The organism is Burkholderia sp. 9120, from assembly GCF_000745015.1.
Classification (GTDB): Bacteria; Pseudomonadota; Gammaproteobacteria; order Burkholderiales; family Burkholderiaceae; genus Paraburkholderia.
The window spans coordinates 72,513-93,260 of record NZ_JQNA01000001.1; the positions used below are offsets into that span (position 1 = coordinate 72,513).

At 65.1% G+C, this 20,748-nt stretch carries 17 protein-coding genes; 7 read left to right on the forward strand and 10 right to left on the reverse strand.

Annotated features, from left to right (window positions below; all coding sequences use genetic code 11):
* Positions 1-44 precede the first annotated feature (44 nt).
* Entirely contained in the window at positions 45-1,310 is a 1,266-nt protein-coding gene (locus FA94_RS00345; protein ID WP_035545763.1) for a virulence factor family protein, read from the reverse strand.
* A complete protein-coding gene (gene mprF, locus FA94_RS00350; protein ID WP_035545766.1) occupies positions 1,307-3,901 on the reverse strand; it encodes a bifunctional lysylphosphatidylglycerol flippase/synthetase MprF in 2,595 nt (864 codons plus the stop codon). Before mprF ends, FA94_RS00345 begins: the two co-directional genes overlap by 4 nt.
* Positions 3,902-4,372: 471 nt before the next feature.
* Here mprF and FA94_RS39010 point away from each other — a divergent pair, with 471 nt between their 5' ends.
* Complete coding sequence (locus tag FA94_RS39010) at positions 4,373-4,519, forward strand: hypothetical protein (RefSeq protein ID WP_197070165.1); 147 nt, start codon at positions 4,373-4,375, stop codon at positions 4,517-4,519.
* 177 nt (positions 4,520-4,696) lie between these two features.
* Here the strand turns inward: FA94_RS39010 and FA94_RS39015 are convergent, their stop codons facing one another.
* On the reverse strand, positions 4,697-4,855 hold the full coding sequence (locus FA94_RS39015; RefSeq protein ID WP_176060896.1) for a hypothetical protein: 159 nt from the start codon (positions 4,853-4,855) through the stop codon (positions 4,697-4,699).
* Positions 4,856-5,084: 229 nt separating this feature from the next.
* On the opposite strand from FA94_RS39015, the gene FA94_RS00355 reads away from it, so the two are divergent.
* Positions 5,085-6,482, forward strand: coding sequence for an MFS transporter (locus FA94_RS00355; protein WP_035545768.1), 1,398 nt, complete (start codon positions 5,085-5,087; stop codon positions 6,480-6,482).
* 111 nt (positions 6,483-6,593) lie between these two features.
* Here FA94_RS00355 and FA94_RS00360 read toward each other — a convergent pair whose 3' ends face one another.
* The 4 genes from FA94_RS00360 to FA94_RS00375 all read right to left on the reverse strand — a co-directional run bounded on the left by FA94_RS00360 (position 6,594) and on the right by FA94_RS00375 (position 11,565).
* Complete coding sequence (locus tag FA94_RS00360) at positions 6,594-7,247, reverse strand: glycosyltransferase family 2 protein (RefSeq protein ID WP_035545770.1); 654 nt, start codon at positions 7,245-7,247, stop codon at positions 6,594-6,596.
* Positions 7,244-7,915: an SAM-dependent methyltransferase gene (locus tag FA94_RS00365; RefSeq protein ID WP_081935619.1), complete on the reverse strand. Its 672-nt coding sequence runs from the start codon at positions 7,913-7,915 to the stop codon at positions 7,244-7,246. Before FA94_RS00365 ends, FA94_RS00360 begins: the two co-directional genes overlap by 4 nt.
* Positions 7,903-9,159, reverse strand: a complete 1,257-nt coding sequence (locus tag FA94_RS37635; RefSeq protein WP_408304730.1) for an acyl-CoA dehydrogenase family protein — start codon at positions 9,157-9,159, stop codon at positions 7,903-7,905. Before FA94_RS37635 ends, FA94_RS00365 begins: the two co-directional genes overlap by 13 nt.
* A gap of 426 nt (positions 9,160-9,585) precedes the next feature.
* Positions 9,586-11,565 (reverse strand): PAS domain-containing hybrid sensor histidine kinase/response regulator, encoded by a 1,980-nt coding sequence (locus FA94_RS00375; protein WP_035545773.1) that lies wholly within the window; start codon positions 11,563-11,565, stop codon positions 9,586-9,588.
* 208 nt (positions 11,566-11,773) lie between these two features.
* Between FA94_RS00375 and FA94_RS00380 the strand changes: the two genes are divergently transcribed.
* Positions 11,774-11,971: a hypothetical protein gene (locus FA94_RS00380; RefSeq protein ID WP_051980241.1), complete on the forward strand. Its 198-nt coding sequence runs from the start codon at positions 11,774-11,776 to the stop codon at positions 11,969-11,971.
* Positions 11,972-12,102: 131 nt separating this feature from the next.
* Here FA94_RS00380 and FA94_RS00385 read toward each other — a convergent pair whose 3' ends face one another.
* Positions 12,103-13,152 carry an NAD(P)/FAD-dependent oxidoreductase gene (locus FA94_RS00385; protein ID WP_035545777.1) on the reverse strand — a complete coding sequence of 350 codons (1,050 nt, stop codon included), beginning with the start codon at positions 13,150-13,152 and terminating at the stop codon, positions 12,103-12,105.
* A 265-nt stretch (positions 13,153-13,417) separates the two neighbouring features.
* Between FA94_RS00385 and FA94_RS00390 the strand changes: the two genes are divergently transcribed.
* A complete protein-coding gene (locus tag FA94_RS00390; protein WP_035545779.1) occupies positions 13,418-13,855 on the forward strand; it encodes a carboxymuconolactone decarboxylase family protein in 438 nt (145 codons plus the stop codon).
* Between the two features lie 84 nt (positions 13,856-13,939).
* Here FA94_RS00390 and FA94_RS00395 read toward each other — a convergent pair whose 3' ends face one another.
* Complete coding sequence (locus tag FA94_RS00395) at positions 13,940-15,526, reverse strand: methyl-accepting chemotaxis protein (RefSeq protein WP_051980243.1); 1,587 nt, start codon at positions 15,524-15,526, stop codon at positions 13,940-13,942.
* A 296-nt stretch (positions 15,527-15,822) separates the two neighbouring features.
* On the opposite strand from FA94_RS00395, the gene FA94_RS00400 reads away from it, so the two are divergent.
* The gene (locus tag FA94_RS00400) at positions 15,823-16,932 is read left to right on the forward strand and encodes a porin (protein WP_035548939.1); all 1,110 of its coding nucleotides are present in this window, start codon (positions 15,823-15,825) and stop codon (positions 16,930-16,932) included.
* Between the two features lie 185 nt (positions 16,933-17,117).
* Positions 17,118-18,149, forward strand: a complete 1,032-nt coding sequence (locus FA94_RS00405; protein WP_051980430.1) for a nucleoside hydrolase — start codon at positions 17,118-17,120, stop codon at positions 18,147-18,149.
* Between the two features lie 183 nt (positions 18,150-18,332).
* Here FA94_RS00405 and FA94_RS00410 read toward each other — a convergent pair whose 3' ends face one another.
* Positions 18,333-19,259 carry a LysR family transcriptional regulator gene (locus FA94_RS00410; protein ID WP_035545781.1) on the reverse strand — a complete coding sequence of 309 codons (927 nt, stop codon included), beginning with the start codon at positions 19,257-19,259 and terminating at the stop codon, positions 18,333-18,335.
* Positions 19,260-19,342: 83 nt separating this feature from the next.
* On the opposite strand from FA94_RS00410, the gene FA94_RS00415 reads away from it, so the two are divergent.
* Entirely contained in the window at positions 19,343-20,689 is a 1,347-nt protein-coding gene (locus tag FA94_RS00415; protein ID WP_035548946.1) for an NCS2 family permease, read from the forward strand.
* The last annotated feature ends 59 nt before the right edge of the window (positions 20,690-20,748 follow it).

Here is a 20,748-nt window from a genome sequence, read left to right on the forward strand (position 1 = left end):
CCCTCGTCACGACGCTCGACGGCCTGCGTCGAGCGTCGCGGCGATCAATCGCGCACGCCGCTCTGCTTCTTGAACGAACTGAGAATGCGTTGTTCGAGCGCGTTGTAGTCGCGGCCGAAATGATGATCGCCCGAAGTGCGAATCACCTCGACGCCGGTCTTGCCCAGCGCCGGACACAACGTGTCCTTCTCGTCCTCGCCATAGAAGCATTGCATCAGCGAAGGCGGTACGTGAGTCAGCTCCGGCTGCACCTTCAACGCCTTGTCGCTCGCCGGCATGCCGAGCCAGCCGCCCACGCGAATCTGGAAATCGGCGTCCGGCGCGAAGCCGAGCAACGCGATCAGCGACACCTTCGACTTCAGCGTATCGGGCAAGCGGTTATAGGCGAACGGCATCACGTCCGCGCCGAACGAATAGCCGACCAGCGCGATATGCTGGGCGTGCCAGCGCGCGCCATAGGTTTGCATGATGCGCGCGAGGTCGCGGCTGGTTTGCGCGGGCGACTTCTCGCTCCAGAAGTAACGCAGGCTGTCCATGCCGATCACCGACACGCCGTCCTTCTGCAACGCCAGCGCGATGGTCTTGTCGAGATCGCGCCAGCCGCCGTCGCCGGAAATCACGATCGCCATCAGGCCGTTCGGGTGCGCCGCCGGCAACTCGATCAGCGGCAGATCGGAGACGTCGTCGTCGCTGGTCGGCAGCACTTGCAGATGCGGCGTGAGCAGCGCGACGAGGCGCGCGCGATCCGCCGTCCCCGTGGTCGCTTTTTCGACGAAGCCCGGCACCTTGTCGCGAATCACCGTGGGGTCGGGCGGGCACGGCTGAAAGCGCGCGTCGAGCGTGCGCTCGGCATCCACGGAAACGGCGCCGGCAATCGTATTCGACGGTGCCTGTTCGAGCACGTGCATCGCGAGCGTCGCGCCCTGCCCCGTACCGGCGACGATCGGCGCGAAATAACGGGCCGACTGCGATTGCCGCTCAAGTTGATGACTCAACGATTCCGCGTCGCCCACCAGCTTGTGGCAGGTCTCTTTCGTCGCGGCCAGATTCGCCGCATAGCGCGCGCTATCCACGCCGACGGTCAACGCGCCGGCCTTGGCGAGCGCCTCAGCGCTTTGCTGATCCGCCGCGCTCCAGCCGCTCGCCTGCGAATACAGCACGACGAAGCCGCGCAATGGACCCGTGGGTTGCGTCACCGTCACGTCGCCGAAACGGCCGCCCGGCACGGTTGTGGTTGCCGCGTGCGCGAACGCGCTGCCCGTGACGAGGCTCGCCGCAACGGCGAGCCGGAAAAACGATTGCAAGGTCATGAACGCCGGCCTCCTGCCAGCAATGACAGGTCCGCGAGCGTGAAGAACACGCCCACCGAACCCGACGCCGCGAGATAGCGCGGCTCCCAATGCGGCTGGAACTTGCTCTTGAAAGCTCGCAGACCGCGGAAGTTATAGAAGCGGCCGCCGAAGCGCCACACGATGCCGGCAAACCGGTGCCAGCGCGACGCGAGCGGCGTCGGCTGCATGCCGGAAAGCGGCGCGATGCCCAGACTCAGCGAGCGGAAACCCGCCTGCTTCAAATGAAGCGCGAGTTGCGTGAACAGATATTCCATCGCATACGACGACGCGCTTTCCACGTGACGCATCACGCCGACCGTCGCCTCGGTGTTCATATCCGTCGTCATGTAGGTCACGAAGGCGGCCGGTTCGCCGTTCTGGCGCACCAGCATCACCGATTGCGCGGCGAGGTATTCGTCGGTGAACGCGGCCACCGAGAAACTTTTCTCGCGCGCGTCGCGGCTGTCGAGCCAACCGTCGGAAATCTCGCGCAGCGTTTCGAGCGACGCTGGCACGTTGGCCTGATCGATCACTTCGACGCTGAAGCCGTCGCGCTCGCCGCGCTTCAACGCATAGCGAAGATGCGCGCGATGCGAGCCCTTCAGATCGAAATCGTCGAGTACCACGTGCGCTTCCTCGCCGAGCTTCATCAGCGTGAGGCCGGCGTCGAGATACAGCGGCAACGCATTGGCGCGTACCTGATAAAACGCCGCGCGGCCGCCGTGAGTATGGGCGAGCGCAACGAACTTGCTGATCAGCCCCGCCCACTCTTCGCGCGGTCCCACCGGATCGTGCAGCGCGGCCCACGTACGGCCGTATTTCGCGTACATCAGGAAGGCTTCGCGCGACTCGGAAAACAGAAAGCTCTTGTCGCCCATCAGCGCGAGACCGGCGTCGCTGCGCTCCTGCGCGCGCACAATGCGCGCCGCGTCGTGCAGATCTTCCGGCGCCGGTTTGACGAAGCGGCCGGCGGCCGGGCGCAACAACTGCCAGAACGCGAAGATCGCTGCGAACAGACTCGCGGCCAGCGTCGCGCGCAGCGCGCGCGGCGCGCGTTCGTCGAAGGCGAATTGCCACCACAGGTCGCGCGTGTACGGCACGTCGCGGAAGGCGAACAGCATGACCCAGACGGCCAGCATCAGCACCATCGCGATCGACACCAGCCAGCCCGACGTAAAGCGTTCGGCGAACAGCGACGAATGGCGGTTGAAGCGCCGCCGCGTGGACAGGAGCAGCGCGATCAGCGTGCCGAGCACGCCCGCTTCGACGAACGCGAGACCCTTGGTCAACGACAGCCCGAGGCTCAGCACGGCCAGCAGCAGCGTCATCCACCAGGCGGCGTCCAGACGCCGCAGCAATCCGCGTGCGACGAACAGCAGCAGCACGCCGAGGACGCTGCACAGCATCTGCGAACTTTCGAGCACCCACAGCGGCAGCACGTCGCGCAGAATCAGGATGCGTTGCCAGAACGCGGGCGTCGCGCTGGAAATCACCAGCATGCCGCCGACCAGAAACGTGACGAGGCTCAGAAACAGCGGCGCGAGTTTCGACACGCCCGCCGCATGCCGCAACGGCAAACGGCTTTTTAGCGCGCGGCCTTCGAAGCCCGCGAGCAACGCCGCCGACACGATCAGCGGCACGCCGAAGTAAATCGCACGATAGGCGAGCAGCGCGGCGACCATCTGATGGGTCTGCACACTGCCGTTCAGCGCGAACACCATGGCTGCTTCGAACACCCCGACGCCGCCCGGCGTATGACCGATCATGCCGAGCAGCATGGCCGCGGCGTAAATCGTGACGAAGCTCACGAAGCTCACGTCCGCATGCGGCAGCAGTGCCCACAGCGCGAGGCCCGCGGCCACCACGTCGAGCACGGCCAGGGCGATTTGCGCGAGCAGATCGCGGCGCGCCGGAATATCGAACGACAACCACTGCCAGCGCGTGCGCACCGGCCGGGTTTCACGGCGACAGGCAGCCGCCGCCAGTGCGAGCGCGATCAGCAGCGCTGCGCCGATCCAGCGCAACGTGAACGGCGCGAGATGCAGCATCGGCGCGAGCGTATCGGCCGCGCCCACCATGCCGAGCGCGGTCATCAATACCAGCGCGAGCGCCAGCGAGACGCTCGTGAACACCGTCATACGACCGATCTGCGCCGGCGTGACACCCGTCACGCCATAGACGCGCGCGCGCACCGCGCCGCCCGTCAGCGCGCCGAAACCGGTGGCGTTGCCGAGCGCGGAACCGGCGGTGGCGCCGACCCACAGCGCCACACGCGGCACCGCCGTGCCGAGATAGCGCAAGCCGACCGCATCGCGCCCGACCAGTGCGACGTAGCTGAGCGCGGTCGCGCCGAGCGCGGCGCTCCACTCGCCGCCGCTCAGATGACGCAACTGACGCATCACCGACCGGTAGTCGACCGCTTGCGACAGATGTTGCAAGACGACCAGCAGCAGCCCGCAAATGACGAGCGCAAGCACGGGCGAGAGCATGCCCCGGCTGCCGAGCGTCTTCGATGCACGGATCAGCAGCGCGCCGAGCCGGTCGAATTTCTTGTTATATCGGTGGAACATGGTCAATGCGGGCCTTGCGTGGAGCAGTCGCGACGACGGATCGTCGGTCGCGGCGTCGCCTTACTCTGGCGATTACAAATGGATAACGGCACCGAACTGAAAAGGTTGACAGCGTCAGCCAGTTCGCAGGGATTTAACCTGGGTCGCGGATCGAAATGAGGGGCGCTCATGAGCGGCCGGGTACGCCTCAACGCGGGTGAGGCGGTCAAACCGGTCGATCTTGCCGAATGCTGATGGCGGCTGACGAACGCCCTGCGGCCGAAAGGGGCTGAAGTTTAAACGCTAATCGGCGCGACGCGCCGAAAGATTCAATCTTCATGCGGCCTGCATGGCGTGATCGCGTCCGCATTAAACCTGAGCGCGCGGCATCAAGATTCGCGCGTCGCGTGCCGTAATCGAGATTAAGGGCGACGTGCAATGCACTGCACGCACCGAGTGAACTACGGCACTTGAGGCACTAGAGGGAGAACGATGATGGCGGAACAGGATTGGGTGATGGCGGGGATCTATCTGGTCGGACTGGTGTCGATGGCACTGCTGATGAGCGCGCTATCCACGCGCGCAACCAGGGAGCGCCCGGCAGTGTCGACGGTGCGGGCGCAGACCCACCGCGACTAAGGTAACGCGCAACCGGTGCGCGGCGGCGCGGCGCTTCGACGCTTTTGAAAGCGCGGCGCCCTGCGCGGTTGACGCGGGCGCGTTGATGCGCCCCGTTCTGTGGTCCTGCTTTACTACGCGTGACGCTGACCTGACTGACTGCGGCGTTACAGGCGGTACTGCCGCCTTATTGCCGCCTTACTGCGGACGGCGATGCGCTTCGGCCATGATCGCGCACGTTTGCAGATGGATGTTCAGCGCCTGCAGCGCCAAAGCGCGCAGCTTGCCGAGCCAGCTGTTGCTGGTGGTTGCAGTTGCAGTAGCACGGGCGGCGGCGGTGTTGGAAGCGGTGTTCATGGTGGACTCCTGTATAGGGTTTATACCTAGGCAATAACCCGATTATAGTCCACCCGTGCCGCACCGCAACAAATATCAATAATAGTCGCGCGCCTTCTGGCGTCGATTCCACGCGGTAATGGCAAATCTCAAAAAGGGTCACGACAAGGTCGTCCGCTGTTAACAAACCGCACCGTACAGGTGCAATAATGACCCCTTTGCCTGCGACCGTCCGCCGCAGCATCGCCCCATGACCGTCGTTCAGAAAGCCATGATCGCGCCTCTCATCGTCGCTTGTGCGATGTTCATGGAGAGCGTCGACGCAAACGTGATCGTCACCGCACTGCCGGCCATGGCGCGCGACTTCGGGCGCGATCCGGTCACCCTGAAAATCGCCGTGACGAGCTATGTGCTGGGCCTCGGCGTGTTCATCCCCGTGTGCGGCTGGCTGGCCGACCGGTTCGGCGCGCGCACCATCTTTCGCACGGCGATCGGCATTTTCGTGGCCGGCTCGCTGCTGTGCGCGGCCTCGAATTCGCTCGCCACCTTCACGCTCGCGCGCTTCGTGCAAGGCGTCGGCGGCGCGATGATGGTGCCGGTCGGGCGCATCATCATTTTTCGCGTGGTCCACAAGGCCGACTTTATTCGCGCGATGAACTATCTGAGCGTGCCCGCCCTGCTCGGCCCTGCCGCCGGCCCGCTGCTCGGCGGCTTCATCACCACGTATCTGCACTGGCGGCTGATTTTCTTCATCAACGTGCCGATCGGCATTCTTGGCATTTATCTGACCAACCGGCATATCGCCAATACGCGCGAGCCTGACCCCGGCCCGCTCGACTGGATCGGTTTCGTGCTCTCGGCGGCGGGCGCGGTCCTGCTTCTGCTCGGGCTTTCGCTGGTGGGCGGCGAGCTGATATCGAATCAGAACGCGTTCGGCATGTGCGCGAGCGGCGCGGTGCTGCTGCTCGGCTATATCGCCTACGCGCAACGTGTCGAGCATCCGCTGCTGGATCTGCGCTTTTTCAAGGTGCCGACGTTTCAGGCGAGCGTGCTGGGCGGCTCGCTATTTCGCATCGGCCTCGGCGCGCTGCCGTTTCTGTTGCCGCTGATGCTGCAGGAAGGCCACGGCATGAGCGCGTTCGAATCCGGGTTGATTACCTGCGCGTCGGCATTCGGCGGCATGTTCATGCGGGTGATCGCATCGAACGTGTTGCATCGCTTCGGCTTCCGTTCGGTGCTGGTGGTCAACGCCGTGTTGTCGGGCGTCTCGATCGCGGCCTGCGGCCTGTTTTTCCCCGGCTCGCCGGTCTGGATCATCTGGGTTGTCGTGCTGCTCGGCGGCTTCTTCCCGGCCTTGCAGTTCACGAGTCTGAATTCGCTGACCTACGCCGAAATCGCCAGCCGCGACGTGGGCCGCGCGACGAGCCTCGGCAGCGTCGTGCAGCAGATGTCGCTCGGTCTCGGCGTGACGATAGGCGGCATCGTGCTGCAGATTTCGCGCGCGCTGCATGGACATCCGAGCATCATGTGGTCGGATTTCTGGCCGGCGTTTCTGGTGGTGGGGCTGTGCTCGCTCGCGTCGATTCCGGTCACGCTGCGCATGCCGCATCGCGCGGGTGAGGAAATTGCACGCGGCGGGCGTGGTTAATGAGGGAGCGGAAGTGGCGGCACGTAGCGGAATGGGCGGCCAGAAAAAGCGCCCTCTTTCCGGTGATTTACCAGGTGCTTTACCCGGCGAGCCACCCGGTCATTCGCTGAGTCATCCCGCCGCCCACGCCGCGAGCGTATCGCCGAAGCCGCCGCGTGCGCGGGCGACCGCACGCGCACTGGTGATCACGCGCGGGGCGGCGCTCCACGCAATGCGCGCGCCAGTCGCGATCAACCGGTCGACCAGCGCGACGTCCTCGCTGCAGGTCAGCGGCGGAAACCCGCCCGCGCGACGGTATGCGTCCGCGGACACGCCCAGGTTGGCGCCGTGAATATGCCGATGACCATCGGCGTCCACATACGTCTTGCGAAAATACTCGCGCACGCTGAGCGGATGCGTGGTCCAGTCGTCGACCGCAATCGAGCCGCACACGGCATCCGCCTCCAGCGAGAGTTGCGCGACCAGCCAGCCCGCCGACACGCGGCTGTCGGCGTCGGTGAACGCGAGCCAGCGGGCGCCGTCGGCGAGTAAAAAATCCGCGCCCGTCGCGCGCGCGATGCCGACGTTGCGCGCCTTCAACGTCAAGGTCTCGACGCCGTACGCGCGCGCGATCGCGCCGCTGAAGTCGTCGCAGGTATCGAGCACGACGACGATGCGCACGGTCTCGCCCGCCAGGTCCTCGTGCCGCGATGCGCCGAGCAAGGCCGCGAGGCAAGGCGCCAGCAGCGCCTCTTCGTTATGCGCCGGAACGATCACGCCGATCATAGAAGCCCCTCGTGTTGCGCCACCGAACGTGCGTCGCGCGACCAGACGTCGATCAGCAGATCGGCTTCGTCGTGATGCGCGAGACGCGTCAGGCCGCAACGCGCATCGAACAACGCATGCGCGGTGTCGGCGGATTCGAGCGCCTCGGCGAAGGGCCGGCGCCAGTGACAGGCGAGCAGCGTGCCGTCCGGCGTGAGCGACGCGGCGATGCATCCGGCGAGCGCGTCGAGCTCGGCCGCGTGCAGGTAGTAGGCGAATTCGCTGATCACGATCAGATCGAAGGGACCGGCCTCGGTGGGCCAGTCGCGCGGCACGGTGCGTCGTTCGATACGCACTTGGGGGGCGGCAGCCATGCGTTCGCCGGCGAGTTGCACGGCGCGTTCGTGGAGATCGGCGGCGAGTAGCGCGTCGCAGCGTTTGGCCAGTTCGAAGGTCAGCTCGCCGTTGGCGCAGCCGGGTTCGAATGCATTGCGGTAGCGCGGACGCGGTAATAGCGCGAGGGTAAGCGAGCGTTTGCGGCTTTCGTACCAGCCTTCGCGCAGGTTCCAGGGGTCGTCGCTGTGACGGTAGAGGTCGTCGAAATAGGTTGCTGATGAGGTCGATGGTAAGGTCGATGGCGATGGCGTGTCGGCGGGCCGATCATCGGTGTGGGGCGTTAGAGCGTCCATGGCACGGTTCCGGGATCGTTGGGGGCGACGCTGGCGCGCGGGTTTGAGTTGGCGTTCGAGTTGGCGTTCGGGTTGGCGTTGGCGTGCGCATCGATGCCCGTGTTGCTATGCGCGGCTGTCATCAGTGCCCCAAGCGCGGCAAGATCACGCTCCGCGTGGCTTTGCCGCAGAAACACCGGCAAATCCGCCAGCGCGCGCGCAAAACGTGCGTCACGGCACAACGGACCCGCGCCAAGCGCACGGGTCGCGTGGTGCATGACTTGAGTCGCCGCCTCCTCCACGACGAGGCGTGCGCGCAGCGCCACGCGTTGCGCGTCGGCAAGCGGGTTTGCATCGATCCACGCAGCGGTCTCGCGCAACACGGCAGCGGCCGATGCCAACGCGACTTCAATCGCGCCCAGATGCGCCAGACGATGCGCGTCCGCTTGCGGCGACGACATCTCGCGCACCCGTTGACCGATCCGCGCGGCGGCACCGTACCAACACGCGGCGATACCCGCTCCGCCCTGCCAGAAACCTGGCCGGCGCACGTACGCGTGCGCCGTGCCGATCAACGTCGCTGGGGTCTGCGCGAAGCGGACGTCAGCGCTAGCCGTGGCCTGCATGCCGATGGCCTGCCACTTCGACGAATCGATCGTGATCGTCGGATGGTTCATCGCGACGGCGACGAGCACGGGTTCGTCGTCCAGCCACGCGGTCACGAGCGCATGACTGACGACGGCAGCGCCCGAACACCAGGCCTTCGTGCCGGTGAGATGCACTTGGGTGTCTTGAGCGATCCGCCCCGTGAAACTCCGTAGCCCCACTTGATCTGCTTGCCCCACTTGCCCGGCTTGTCCCGCTTGCCCTGGTTGTCCCACTTGTCCCGCGTGTCCCGCTTGTCCTTCACCCCTCTGAGTATTTCCGACCCTCGTCGCCACTACCCGTGCATCCGGCGGCTCCGCCGCCCACACTGCCCAGCGACTCCCCGACGTCACCGTGTGTCCGCCCACCTCAGCAAGGATTGCCAGCGCATCCGTATGGCCTTCGAAGAGTTTGACAAGCCCGAGATCGCATGCGGCCACCGCCGCCAACGCGCGCCACCGCGCCAAAGTCTGACCATGGCCCGGCAGCGTAACAAACGGCGCACGATCACAGCCGTAGTCGACCAGCGCGCGCAACACGTCACCGAGCGAAGCAGAATCGTGAGGATCGAAACGCGTGTTGCGCAAAAAATCTTCCAATGCCGCGGAAGGCGCCACCATGGGTTGCGCGCGCGCTGTCTCACGCTCGCGATGAACCACGTCAGACCTTTGCGGCGGCCGCGCGTTAACGCCGACCGCACGATCTCGCGTATCGAGCATCGTGCCTCCCTGAAGCTGTCGAATGGGTGCCGGCGGAGTTTCAGGCGCCGCCGCGCATGCAAACGGTCAGCAAGCGACGTGCCGCACGCATCACAGCCGTGCGGACAAGGGTTTTGCCAGAAGAAAGTTTGGGCAGCGCGTGCCCGGAGACGCTCGGTTATGAGCGAGGTAGAGTCCGTTTTCGGCGAGGAAATCCGCTATGGGCGAAGCACGTCCACGGTGAGCAAGGCGCGCGCCGTTACAAGCGAGGCAAACTCCGCTACGCACGAAGCACATCCCGCCACAAACGAAGCACTCGCACGAAGCACGCGCCACGCTACAGCACGCCTACCCCGCACCCCGCCCGCCACGCCGCGCCTCGACCTGCGCCAGCAGATCATCGAACAGCGCCAGTTCTACCGGCTTCACCAGATGCGCATCGAACCCGGCTTCGCGCGTACGTTCACGATCGCTCGCATGACCAAACCCGGTCATCGCCGCAAACATCGTGTTACCGAGCTCCGGCATGGCACGCAATCCGGCGATCGTCGCGAAGCCGTCCATTTTCGGCATCGCCAGATCGATCACCGCGAGATGCGGCGCGAAACGCGGTGCGACGTCGAGCGCCTGCTGCCCTTCGTAGGCGATCCGCACCGTGTGGCCCTTGAGTTCGAGCAGCATGGCGAGACTGTCGGCCGAATCGCGATTGTCGTCGACCAGCAGAATACGCAGCGGCGCAACTTCACCGTCCGCCGCGTTCGGCGCGTCGTCCGCCGTCGTGGACGGCGCGGCGGCCAGCGGCAGGCTCACCGTGAAGCTGCTGCCGCATCCCGCGCCTTCGCTGGTCGCGAGAATACTTCCGCCATGCATCTCGACCAGCGATTTGCACAGCGTCAGGCCGATACCGAGGCCACCCGCGCCCACGGTCTGACCGTCCTTCTCCTGCGCGAACAGTTCGAAAATCCGGTCGAGCGAACGCACGGGAATCCCGCATCCCTGATCACGCACTTCAAGCACCGCCATGCGATGCTCGATGCGCCCCTGGACGTCGACGCTGCTGCCCACCGGCGAGAATTTCGACGCGTTGTGCAGCAGGTTCTGCAGCACCTGCACGAGACGCGTCATGTCGCCACGCACCACCACCGGATCGCGCGGCAAATGCACGACGACACGCTGCTCATGCGCGTCGGTAAACGGCCGCGCCGCTTCGATGCCGCGCGCCACCACTTCGGCCAGATCGACATCGGTCACGCGCAACTCGACCTTGTCCGACATGATCCGCCCGACATCGAGCAGATCGTCGACCAGTCGCGTGAGATGCGTTACCTGGCGGTCGATCAGATCGCGCGAACGCGCCAGCGTGGGACTCACGCCGGTCTCCAGTTGCATCACGCCGAGCGCATTGCGCACCGGCGCGAGCGGATTGCGCAACTCATGCGCGAGGGTCGCGAGAAACGTGCGCATGCGGTCGCCCGAGCGCTCCAGCTCTTCGCGTTGACGCCGTTCGGTCAGATCGCGCGTGACCTTGGCGAAGCCGCGCAAGCGCTTTGTCTCGTCGTACACGGCGGTAATGTTGACGTTGGCCCAGAAGGTCGTGCCATCCTTGCGCACGCGCCAGCCTTCGTCCTCGACGTGACCGATCTGCCGGGCGATCGCCAGCTCGCGCGCCGGCTTGCCCGCCGCGACATCCTCCGGCGGGTAGAAGGTCGAGAAATGCCGACCGACGATATCGTCGCGCGAATAGCCTTTGATCCGCGCCGCGCCAGCGTTCCAGCTGATCACATTGCCGTCCGGATCGAGCATGAAGATCGCGTAGTCCTTCACGCTATCCACCAGCAGCCGGAAACGCTCTTCGCTTTGCCGCAACGCTTCCAGATACTCGCGTTGCGCGGTCAGGTCGCGCGTGATCTTGGCGAAGCCCGTGACTTTGCCGTGCTGATCGCGGATCGCCGTGATTACGACGTTCGACCAGAAGGTCGTGCCGTCCTTGCGCACGCGCCAGCCTTCGTCCTCGAAACGGCCGGTTAGCGACGCCTGCTGCAGTTCGTACGCGGGCCAGCCGCGCGCCACGGCTTCGGCGGTGTAGAAGCGCGAAAAGTGTTCGCCGATGATCTCCGTTTCCGTGTACCCCTTCAGCTTCTGCGCGCCGGCGCTCCAACTGACGATGTGGCCGGTCGCGTCCAGCAGGAAGATCGCATAATCTTCGATCGCCTGGACCAGCATGCCGTAATCGACGCCGACGGGCACGCGCTTCGAGGCTGGGAACGGGATCCCGGCCGGTGCGGGTTCGTCATTGTCATCGGCGGGAGGGACGTCGAGCTGGTTCATCGCGGTAAGGAAGGGGAAGTGGGTGACCGTCCAAAAGCATACACCGGCAGGCGGTCGCCGCCGGGCTCATGGTTTCACCTGAGGCGCGTTCGACAGCACCAATGCTGTCGTGCTCAGGCCTCGCAATTGCTGGTCCTGTACGCACTCTCATGAAAACCAGGAGCATCAATTGAAACGAGTCTTTACCACCGTTGCCCTCGCCGCCGTCATGGCGCTCGCTCACACCGCCGCGCACGCCGAGGGTTGTACCAAGGGCGCCGTCGTGGGCGGCGTGGCCGGCCATGTGGCTGGCGACCACGGCGTAGCCGGTGCGGCGGCAGGCTGCGCGATCGGCCATCACGAAGCAAAGAAAAAGGACAAGGCAGCCAGCGCGGCAGCCGCCGCTAGCCAACCGGCGGGGAAATGAAGCGACGTAACGCGTCGCCCCACGCCATAGTTCGCAGGTAAAAAAGAGCCGGTAGGGACGTTTCGTTCCCTACCGGCTCTTTCAGATTGACTGCGCGGAAGCCGCCGAACGGCATGGCGCCATCGCGACGCTCAACCCGCCGCGCCGAGCTTTTCCGCGAGCTTTGCGTCGTAGCTGGAATGCACGTGCATGCGCTTTTTTTCCGGGTACGCATACGAATACGCCTTGCGCAGCGCCAGCGACGCCTCGTGGAAGCCGGACAGAATCAGCTTCTGCTTGTTCGGATAGTTGGCGATGTCGCCGGCCGCGAAAATACCGGGCCGCGAGCTTTCATAGTTCGACGTATCCACGTCGATGCGGCCGCCGTGAATCGACAGTCCCCACTGCGCGATCGGTCCGAGGTCAGCGACGAGTCCGTAGAGCGCGACCAGATGCTCCGCCTCGAGTTGCGTCTCGCCGCCGAGGCCGCGCAACGTGATCGCCTTCAACGCATCGTCTTCAACCGTGAGCCCGGCAATCGCGCCGATCACGAAGTCCATCTCGCCCGCCTCGACCGCGCGCCGCATCAACTCGACGCTCGAATCGGCCGCGCTGAACCCATTGCGCCGATGCACCAGCGTGACGTGCCGTGCGACCTTGCGCAGCGCCAGCACCCAGTCGAGCGCGGAGTCGCCGCCGCCGGCCACGACGACGTTCTTGTCCGCGAAATCGGCGAGGCGCGGCACGCTGTAGTGCACATGGCGCGATTCCAGCGGCACGGCTTCGGCGAGCGCGAGCTTCTGCGGCACGAAAGCGCCGTTGCCCGCAGCCAGCAGAATCGCGGCGACGTCGAATACAAGGCCGCGCTCGGTGCGCACGGTCCAGCGTCCATCGGCGCGCTGCTCCACCGACTCGACGCGCTGCTCCAGATGAATCGGCGCATTGAACGGCTTGCATTGCGCCATCAGACGCTCCACCAGCTCGCGTGCGGTGCACGACGGGATCGCGGGAATATCGTAGATCGGCTTGTCCGGATACAGCTCGATGCATTGACCGCCGATCTTGTCGAGACCGTCGACGATCTCGCAGGTGAGGCCGAGCACGCCCGCTTCGAAAGCGGCAAAAAGTCCCACCGGGCCGGCGCCGACGATCAGAACGTCGGTGCGGACAGGCGGCGTGGGTTGGTCTGCAGCGGAAGTCATGCGGTCTCTCTGTGGAAGGCGATGGCTCACCATACAGAATCGCCCGAAGCGCGGCAACGATGCCATTACGCGCGGTAAGGACGCTCGGCGCAGGGCGCTGCGCCTGATCGACCTGTGTTATCAGGCGGCAAAACAGCCGCCTCGAAGGCCGCCAAAAGTGGTTACCTTGAAATACACAAAATCGGTCATTTTACAAAGCCAATCGAGCGCCTAATCTTCACTCATCGCATCACCGCATGCGTCCAACCCGACTCAGGAGTGAATCATGGAACAACGTCTCGACTTCTACAAAGCCAACCCCGCCGCCGTCAAAGCCCTGCTCGGCGTTGAAGAACGCATCGGCAAATCGGCGCTCGAAAAGCCGCTGGCCGAACTGGTGCGGCTGCGCGCGTCGCAGATCAACGGCTGCGCGTACTGCGTCGACATGCATGTGGCCGACGCCCGCAAGGGCGGCGAAACCGAACGCCGTCTCGCGACCGTGGTGGTATGGCGCGAAACGCCGTTCTTCACCGATCGCGAACGCGCCGCGCTCGAATGGACCGAAGCGGTGACGCTGGTGTCGCACGACCATGTGCCCAACGCGGTGTGGGAAGCGGTACGCCCGCACTTCAGCGACGAAGAACTGGTCGATCTGACGTTGCTGGTGTCCGCGATCAATGCATGGAATCGCTTTGCGATCGCGTTCCGCAAGATGCCGGCTTGAGCATGGTGCTGTAACAAACCGAGCGGCGCGCAAAGCGCTGCGCGGATCGTCAGGCGGGCAACCCGCTCTACGCCGTTTCGTGATTTACGCCGCTTGCATGGTTCGCGTGGGCCGCATCGTTCGATCACCCGCCACCTTGAACGCCGCGGTCAATTCGCTCAATTGCCGCGCCTGATCCGCGAGCGAATTCGCGGTCGCCGCGCTCTCCTCGACGAGCGCGGCGTTGTGCTGCGTGACCTCGTCCATCTGCGTGACGGCGAGGCTCACCTGCTGGATGCCGTCGCTCTGCTCTTTCGACGCCGCCGCGATCTCGCCGACGATCTTCGCCACCCGGCCAATCTCCGCCTCGATCTCCTGCATGGTCGCGCCTGCTTCGTTGACGAGGCCCGCGCCGCTCTCCACGCGCGCGGTCGACTCCGCGATCAGGGCGCCGATTTCCTTCGCCGCCGCCGCGGAGCGCTGCGCGAGACTGCGCACTTCGCCGGCCACCACCGCGAAGCCGCGCCCTTCCTCGCCGGCGCGCGCCGCTTCGACGGCCGCGTTCAGCGCAAGGATATTGGTCTGGAACGCGATCCCCTCGATCGCGGTAATGATGCCGGTCATCTTCGACGAACCCGCGTGAATCACCCGCATCGTCTCGACCATGCTGCCGACCGAGTCGCGCCCGCGCGCGGCCATGGCGGACGCGCGCGAGGCCAGTTCGCTGGCGTGATACGCGTTCTGCGCATTCAACTGCACCGTCGACGTCAACTGCTCCATCGCCGCCGCGGTCTGTTCGAGCGAAGCCGCCTGTTCCTCGGTGCGCTGCGACAGATCGAGATTGCCGGCGGCGATCTGCTGGGTGGACGACGCGATCGAATGCGAACCGGCCCGCACTGTCGTGACGGTCGCGCCGAGCTTGTCCTGCATGGACGCGACGCCGCGCAGCAGCGTCGCCATTTCGTCGTTCGAGCGGATCGTCACGTGCGTGGTCAGCTCGCCGGCGGCGATCGCGTCGAACTGGCGCAGCGCGTCATGCAGCGGCGCCATGATCGCGCGCCGCAACGTGCGCCAACTGATCAACGCGACCGTCAGGCCCACCAGAATGCTGCCGAGGCACGCCACCAGCAGCGTGTGAAACAGCGACGCCGAGCGCTCGCTCGCGTCGCTCGCCTGCTGGTTCAGATAGTCCTCCAGCGCGCCCTGGCTCGTGTTCATCGCGGTGTAGAGGCCGATCAGATGCGCCGCGCGGCTTTCGTCCATCCAGCTCGCGTCGCCGCCGCGGATCGCCGCGATCAACTGGTCGATGCCGTCGTGCCGCACGGCGGTGCGTTTGGCGTCGAGGTCGTCGGTGAGGCGCTGCAATTCAGGCGTTTTCGGCAGCTCGCGGAACGTGTTCCACCACTTGTCCGAATCGCCGAGCAGCATGTGCGCGCGTTCGAGTTGCGCGTTCAGTTGCGGCGAGTGCGGATTGCTCATCGCCCAGTCGAGCCCGAAGCGCGCTCGCGACATCGCCGTGCCCGACTTGCCGAGCGCCACCACCGACGCGAAATGCACCGTGTACGCGTCGCGCTGCGCTTCGTTGTTTTCGTTCATGCCGAGAATGCCGAGCGCGCCGGTCGCGATCAGCAGTGCGCCGAGAAACGCGATGGTGATCGCGATCCGCAGATTGATGGTCAGGTTCCTGGTCATGAAGGGTCTCGTCGCTTTGGTTTGTTTTTGTTCCATATACGGAACTTGTAACCACATATGGAAAGTATAGCGAGTCGGATCAGGTCGAAAAAATAAAATTTGGCCGGCGCGGCAAACGCGCAACACGGCAACGAACCCACGTCGCGCCGCCGGTTCGCCACCAACGCGTTGAATAGATTTAATTTATAGAACTATAAGAAAACAACATTATTTTTATAGCGGATGGCTTCGTATAGTCGAGCCCAGTTCGAATGCGCCGCACGCTCGGCGCCCTCTCTTTCCGCTACTGGACCACGATGAAACTACTCAAGTTCGCCCCTCTCGCGATTGCCGGCGCGCTCTCCAGCGCCGCGCATGCGCAAAGCACCGTCACGCTGTATGGCCTGATTTCGGCGGGCGTCGGCTATGCGACGAACCAGGGCGGCAAGAACGCGTGGCAGGCGCTGTCGGGCACCAACCAGAATCCGCGCTGGGGCCTGAAAGGCGTGGAAGATCTGGGCGGCGGTACGAGCGCGATTTTCCAGCTGGAAAACGGCTTCAACGTGATGACCGGCACCGCGTCGCAAAACGGTCGCGAATTCGGCCGCCAGGCGTTCGTGGGACTCGCCAGCAAACGCTACGGCACGCTGACTTTCGGCCGTCAGTACGACACGGTGCACGACTATATCGGCCCGGTGATCATTGCGAGCAACGGCGTGAACATCGGCGATAACGACAACGGCTATAACGACATCCGTGTGCAGAACGCGGCGAAATACGTGACGCCCGACTATCGCGGCCTGAAGGCCACCGCCGAATACGGCTTCAGCAACGCCACCGGTTTCGCCAACAACAACGCCTACAGCTTCGGCGTCGGTTACGAGCACGGTCCGCTGAAATGGAGCGTGGTCTACGCGCAGTACAACAATCCGTATAGCGCCACCAATCAGGACGGCGCGATCTCGAACGACTACGCCTCGTCGCTGCTGATCTTCGCGAAGAGCGCGCTGCATCCGGCCGCCTTCGCGAGCAAACAGCGCATCTTCGGCACGGGTGGTTTCTATACCGTCGGCGCCGCGCAATTCGCCGCGCTGTTCACGGATGTCCGCTACGATTATCTCGACGGTTCGCATCTGCGTTTGCAGAACTACAACCTGAACGTGAACTATCACGTGACGCCCGCGTTCATTCTCGGCGCCGCGTACGCCTTCACCGACGGCAAATACGATGTGATCAACACGAGGCCCAAATGGCATCAGGTCAATCTGCAGGCCGATTACTTCCTGTCGAAACGCACGGACATCGCGCTGACGGTGATCGCGCAGCAGGCGGCGGGCGATGCGCAACACGCGCAGATCTTTGCTTACGCGCAATCCACCGGCATCCGGCAGATGATTACCACGGTCGGCATGCGCCACGTGTTTTGACGCCAGAGCTGACCATGACGACATTCTTTGATCCGGCCGCCCCGGTCGCTTTATCTGATCCGATCGCTCCGGCACAGCCGCGCCGTAAGTTTTTGCGCACGGCGGTGGGGCTGGCCGCAGGCGCGTCTTCGTGGCCGATGCTGGCGGGCGCGGCGGCGACGACGACTCCGACGACTCCGACGACGATGACCGCGCAGACGACGCCCGCAAATCAAGGCGCCAATGCGGGTGCGGCCGCTGCCTCGTCCAACGCCGCCATGACGCAGGACAACGCGCGCCGCAGCGTGATCATCGACTGCGATCCGGGCCAGGACGACGCGATCGCGATCCTGTTCGCGCTCGGCGCCAGCGACCGGCTCGACCTACGCGCGATCACCACGGTGGCCGGCAACGTGCCGCTCGATCTGACCGAACGCAACGCGCGCATCGTCCGCGACTGGGCTGGGCTTACGCATTCGCTGCCGGTCTATGCCGGCTGCCCGCGGCCGCTCACGCGCGAACTGATCACGGCCGCGAACGTCCACGGCAAGACCGGCCTCGACGGCGTGCCCTTGCACGAACCGCTGGCGCCGCTCGCGCCGCAACACGCGGTGGCGTTCCTGATCGAGACGTTGCGCGCGGCGCCGCCGCACAGCGTGACGCTCTGCGCGCTCGGCCCGCTGACCAACCTCGCTACCGCACTGATCGAAGCGCCCGAGATTCGCAACGGCATTCGCGACATCGTGCTGATGGGCGGCGCGTTCTTCGAACGCGGCAACATCACGCCGGCCGCCGAATTCAATATCTATGTCGATCCGCAAGCCGCGCAGGTGGTGTTCGCGAGCGGCGTACCGATCGTGGTGCTGCCGCGCGACGTCGCCGTGAAAGCGCCGATCACGCCCGCGCGCATCGCACCGATTCGCGCACTCGGCAACCGTTGCGGAACGATGGCGGCCGACATCATGGCTGCGGAAGTCGCGTATCAGAAGGGCCGCCGCGGCGTCGAATCCGCGCCGATGTACGACCCGTGCGCGACCGGTTATCTGATCGACCCGTCGTTGTTCAAGGGACGCGAGGTCAACGTGATGATCGAGACCGTCGGCGAATGGACGCTCGGCGAAACCGTGGTGGACTGGAGCGGCCACAGCGGACGCAAGCCGAACGCAACGTGGATCACCGAGGTGGACGCGGACGGTTTCTACGCCGCGCTGGGCTCACGGCTCGCGACGTTGCCCTGAGCGGGCGCAAGTCGGGATCGCAACGTTGCCTTGACCGGCGTAAGTCGACATCGCAACCTTGCCCTGACCGGCGCAAGTCGAAACTGCGAGCGACCGATAAGCGACAAGCAGGCAGCAAACAACGAGCAACAACCCGGCAACAAGCACGCGATCCGCAAACCCATGCAGCCCCGCCACCCGCCCTCAAATATGCGCGACGATCCACTCGCGGCAAGCCCGCACGTGCGGGCCGCGATCGTCGCCGTCAAGCGAGATCAGGGCAATCGAGCGGGTCACGCGCGGTTTGTCCAGACGCAGCGCGACCAGTTCGGCATCGTGCAGATGCATGGTGTAAAGACTCGGCAGCACGGCAATCGCCAAACGGTTGCGCACCAGTTCGTACAAGGGTTCGGTGTATTCGACGCGATAGGCCACGTTGAGCTGCAAGCCTTCCGCGCCGCCGGTGCGCTGCAACGCCTCGCTGACGCTGCCGCGCACGAACGCGGCGAGGTCGCGCCCCACCAGCTTCGCCCAGGCCAGGCTTTTCTTCTGCGCGAGCGGATCGTCGCGCCGCACCACCACCACGATCTGATCCTCGAACAGATCCTGATAGCGCAACGCGGCGTCGCCGTCGCGTTCGGTGGCGGGCGCGTCGGGCTCATGCACGCCGACGCCGAAGTCGGCCGCACCCTGACGCACCGCGTCGAGCAACGCGGTGTTCGGCATGTCGTTCAGCGTGAAGCGCAGCGACGGCTGTTGCGCGCGCAACGAAGCGAGCGCGGGCAGCAGACGCGCCGCGGCCGACGGAATCAGCCCGATGCGCACCGTCTGCACGCGTTCGGCGAAGGTGCTCGCCATGTCGTCGAACGTGCCGCGCGCCTGGTTGAGCAGGCGTTCGGCGAGCGGCAGCACGCTGGCGCCCGCGTGCGTGAGCGTCAGGCGATGCGCGGACCGCGCGAACAGCGGCCCGCCGAGCAGGAACTCGATCTGCCGGATCGCGGCGGTCAGCGCCGGCTGCGTCAACGCGAGCGATTGCGCGGCCTGCGTGAAGCTGCGCGCATGCGCGAGCGTCACGAAGTACTGGATTTGCCGCAGCGTGAGCGCGGGCAGCAGGGACGAACGGTCGGTCATGGTGAGCGAAGCATCGACGCAATGCGCAGCAGTATAAATGGCACGATTACAGGATGAATCAATTGATCAATAACGAATCTTCAATGCCCAAAGCAGCGTCCGCCGCAGCACCGGCGAGCAGCAGTTGGCTCGAGCGGCGTTTCGCGCTCAGCGAACGCAAGACCAGCGTACGTATCGAAACCATCGCCGGTATCACGTCGTTTCTCGCGGCCGCTTATCTGCTGGTCGTGATCCCTTCGCTGCTGGCGGCGGGCGGCATGGATCGCGGCGCCGCCACCACCGCGACGATTCTCGTGTTCGTGCTCAGCACGGTGCTGATGGCGCTGTATGCCAACCTGCCGTTTCTGGTTGGACCCGGCATCGGCGGCTCGGTGATTCTCGGCGTCACGCTCGCGGGCGAGCATGTCGCGTGGCAAACGGGGCTCGGCATTGCGTGCGTGTCCGGTGTGCTGTTCCTGATCCTGACCCTCGTCGGCGCACGCAGTCTCGTGATGCGATTGATTCCGGCGCAGATCAAGCTCGGGCTCGGCGCGTCGATCGGCCTGTTCATCGCGGTGCTCGGCTTCCGCAATGCGGGCATGGTGATTGCCAACGCGAAAACCAACGCGCTCGCGCTCGGCGATTTCTCGCGGCCGGGCACGCTGGTCGCGCTGATCGGACTCGGCGCGGCCGTGGTGCTGCAAGGCCGCCGCGTGCCCGGCGCGATTCTGTGGGCGATCCTGATCGCGGCCGGCGCAGGCGTGCCGCTCGGCGTCACGCATCTGCCGGCGTCGTTCCTCGCGTGGCCGCACAGCATCGCGCCGATCGCGTTCAAGGTCGACCTGGTCAGCGCGCTGAGCGTGGCGTCGATTCCGTATCTGTTCGTGTTCTTCGCCGCGGAGTTTTTCTCGACGCTCGGCACCACGCTCGCAGTCGGCGCGAAGGCCAATCTGCTCGACGAAAACGCCAATCTGCCCAACATCAACCGGCCGTTTCTGGTCGACTCGATCGCCGCGACGCTCGGGCCCGTGTTCGGTATTCCAGCGCTGACCGCGCTGGTGGAATCGGCGGCGGGTGTCGAAGCGGGCGGCCGCAGCGGCTTGTCATCGCTTGCCGCCGCCGCGATGTTCGCGCTGATGTTGCTGTTCGTGCCGGTCGCGCTGGCGATTCCGAAAGAAGCGACCGCGCCGGCGCTGATCCTGATCGGCCTGTCGATGTTCAGCACGATCCGTCACGCGCATTTCGACGACTTCACCGACTCGTTGCCGGTGCTGTCGATGGTTCTGCTCACGCTGATGTCGAACAGTTTCGGCACCGGCATTGCGGGCGGCCTGCTGTGCTACGTGCTCGTCAAGCTGCTCGCCGGACGCTTCCGCGAAGTGCCGTGGGGTCTGTATGTGCTGGCCGTACCGCTGGGTTACTACTTCTATACCGTGGTGAAGCCGCACTAAGGCGCTTTGACTTTGCGCTGAAGTTGCCTTGAAGCGGCCTTGAAGCCTCACCGATCGCC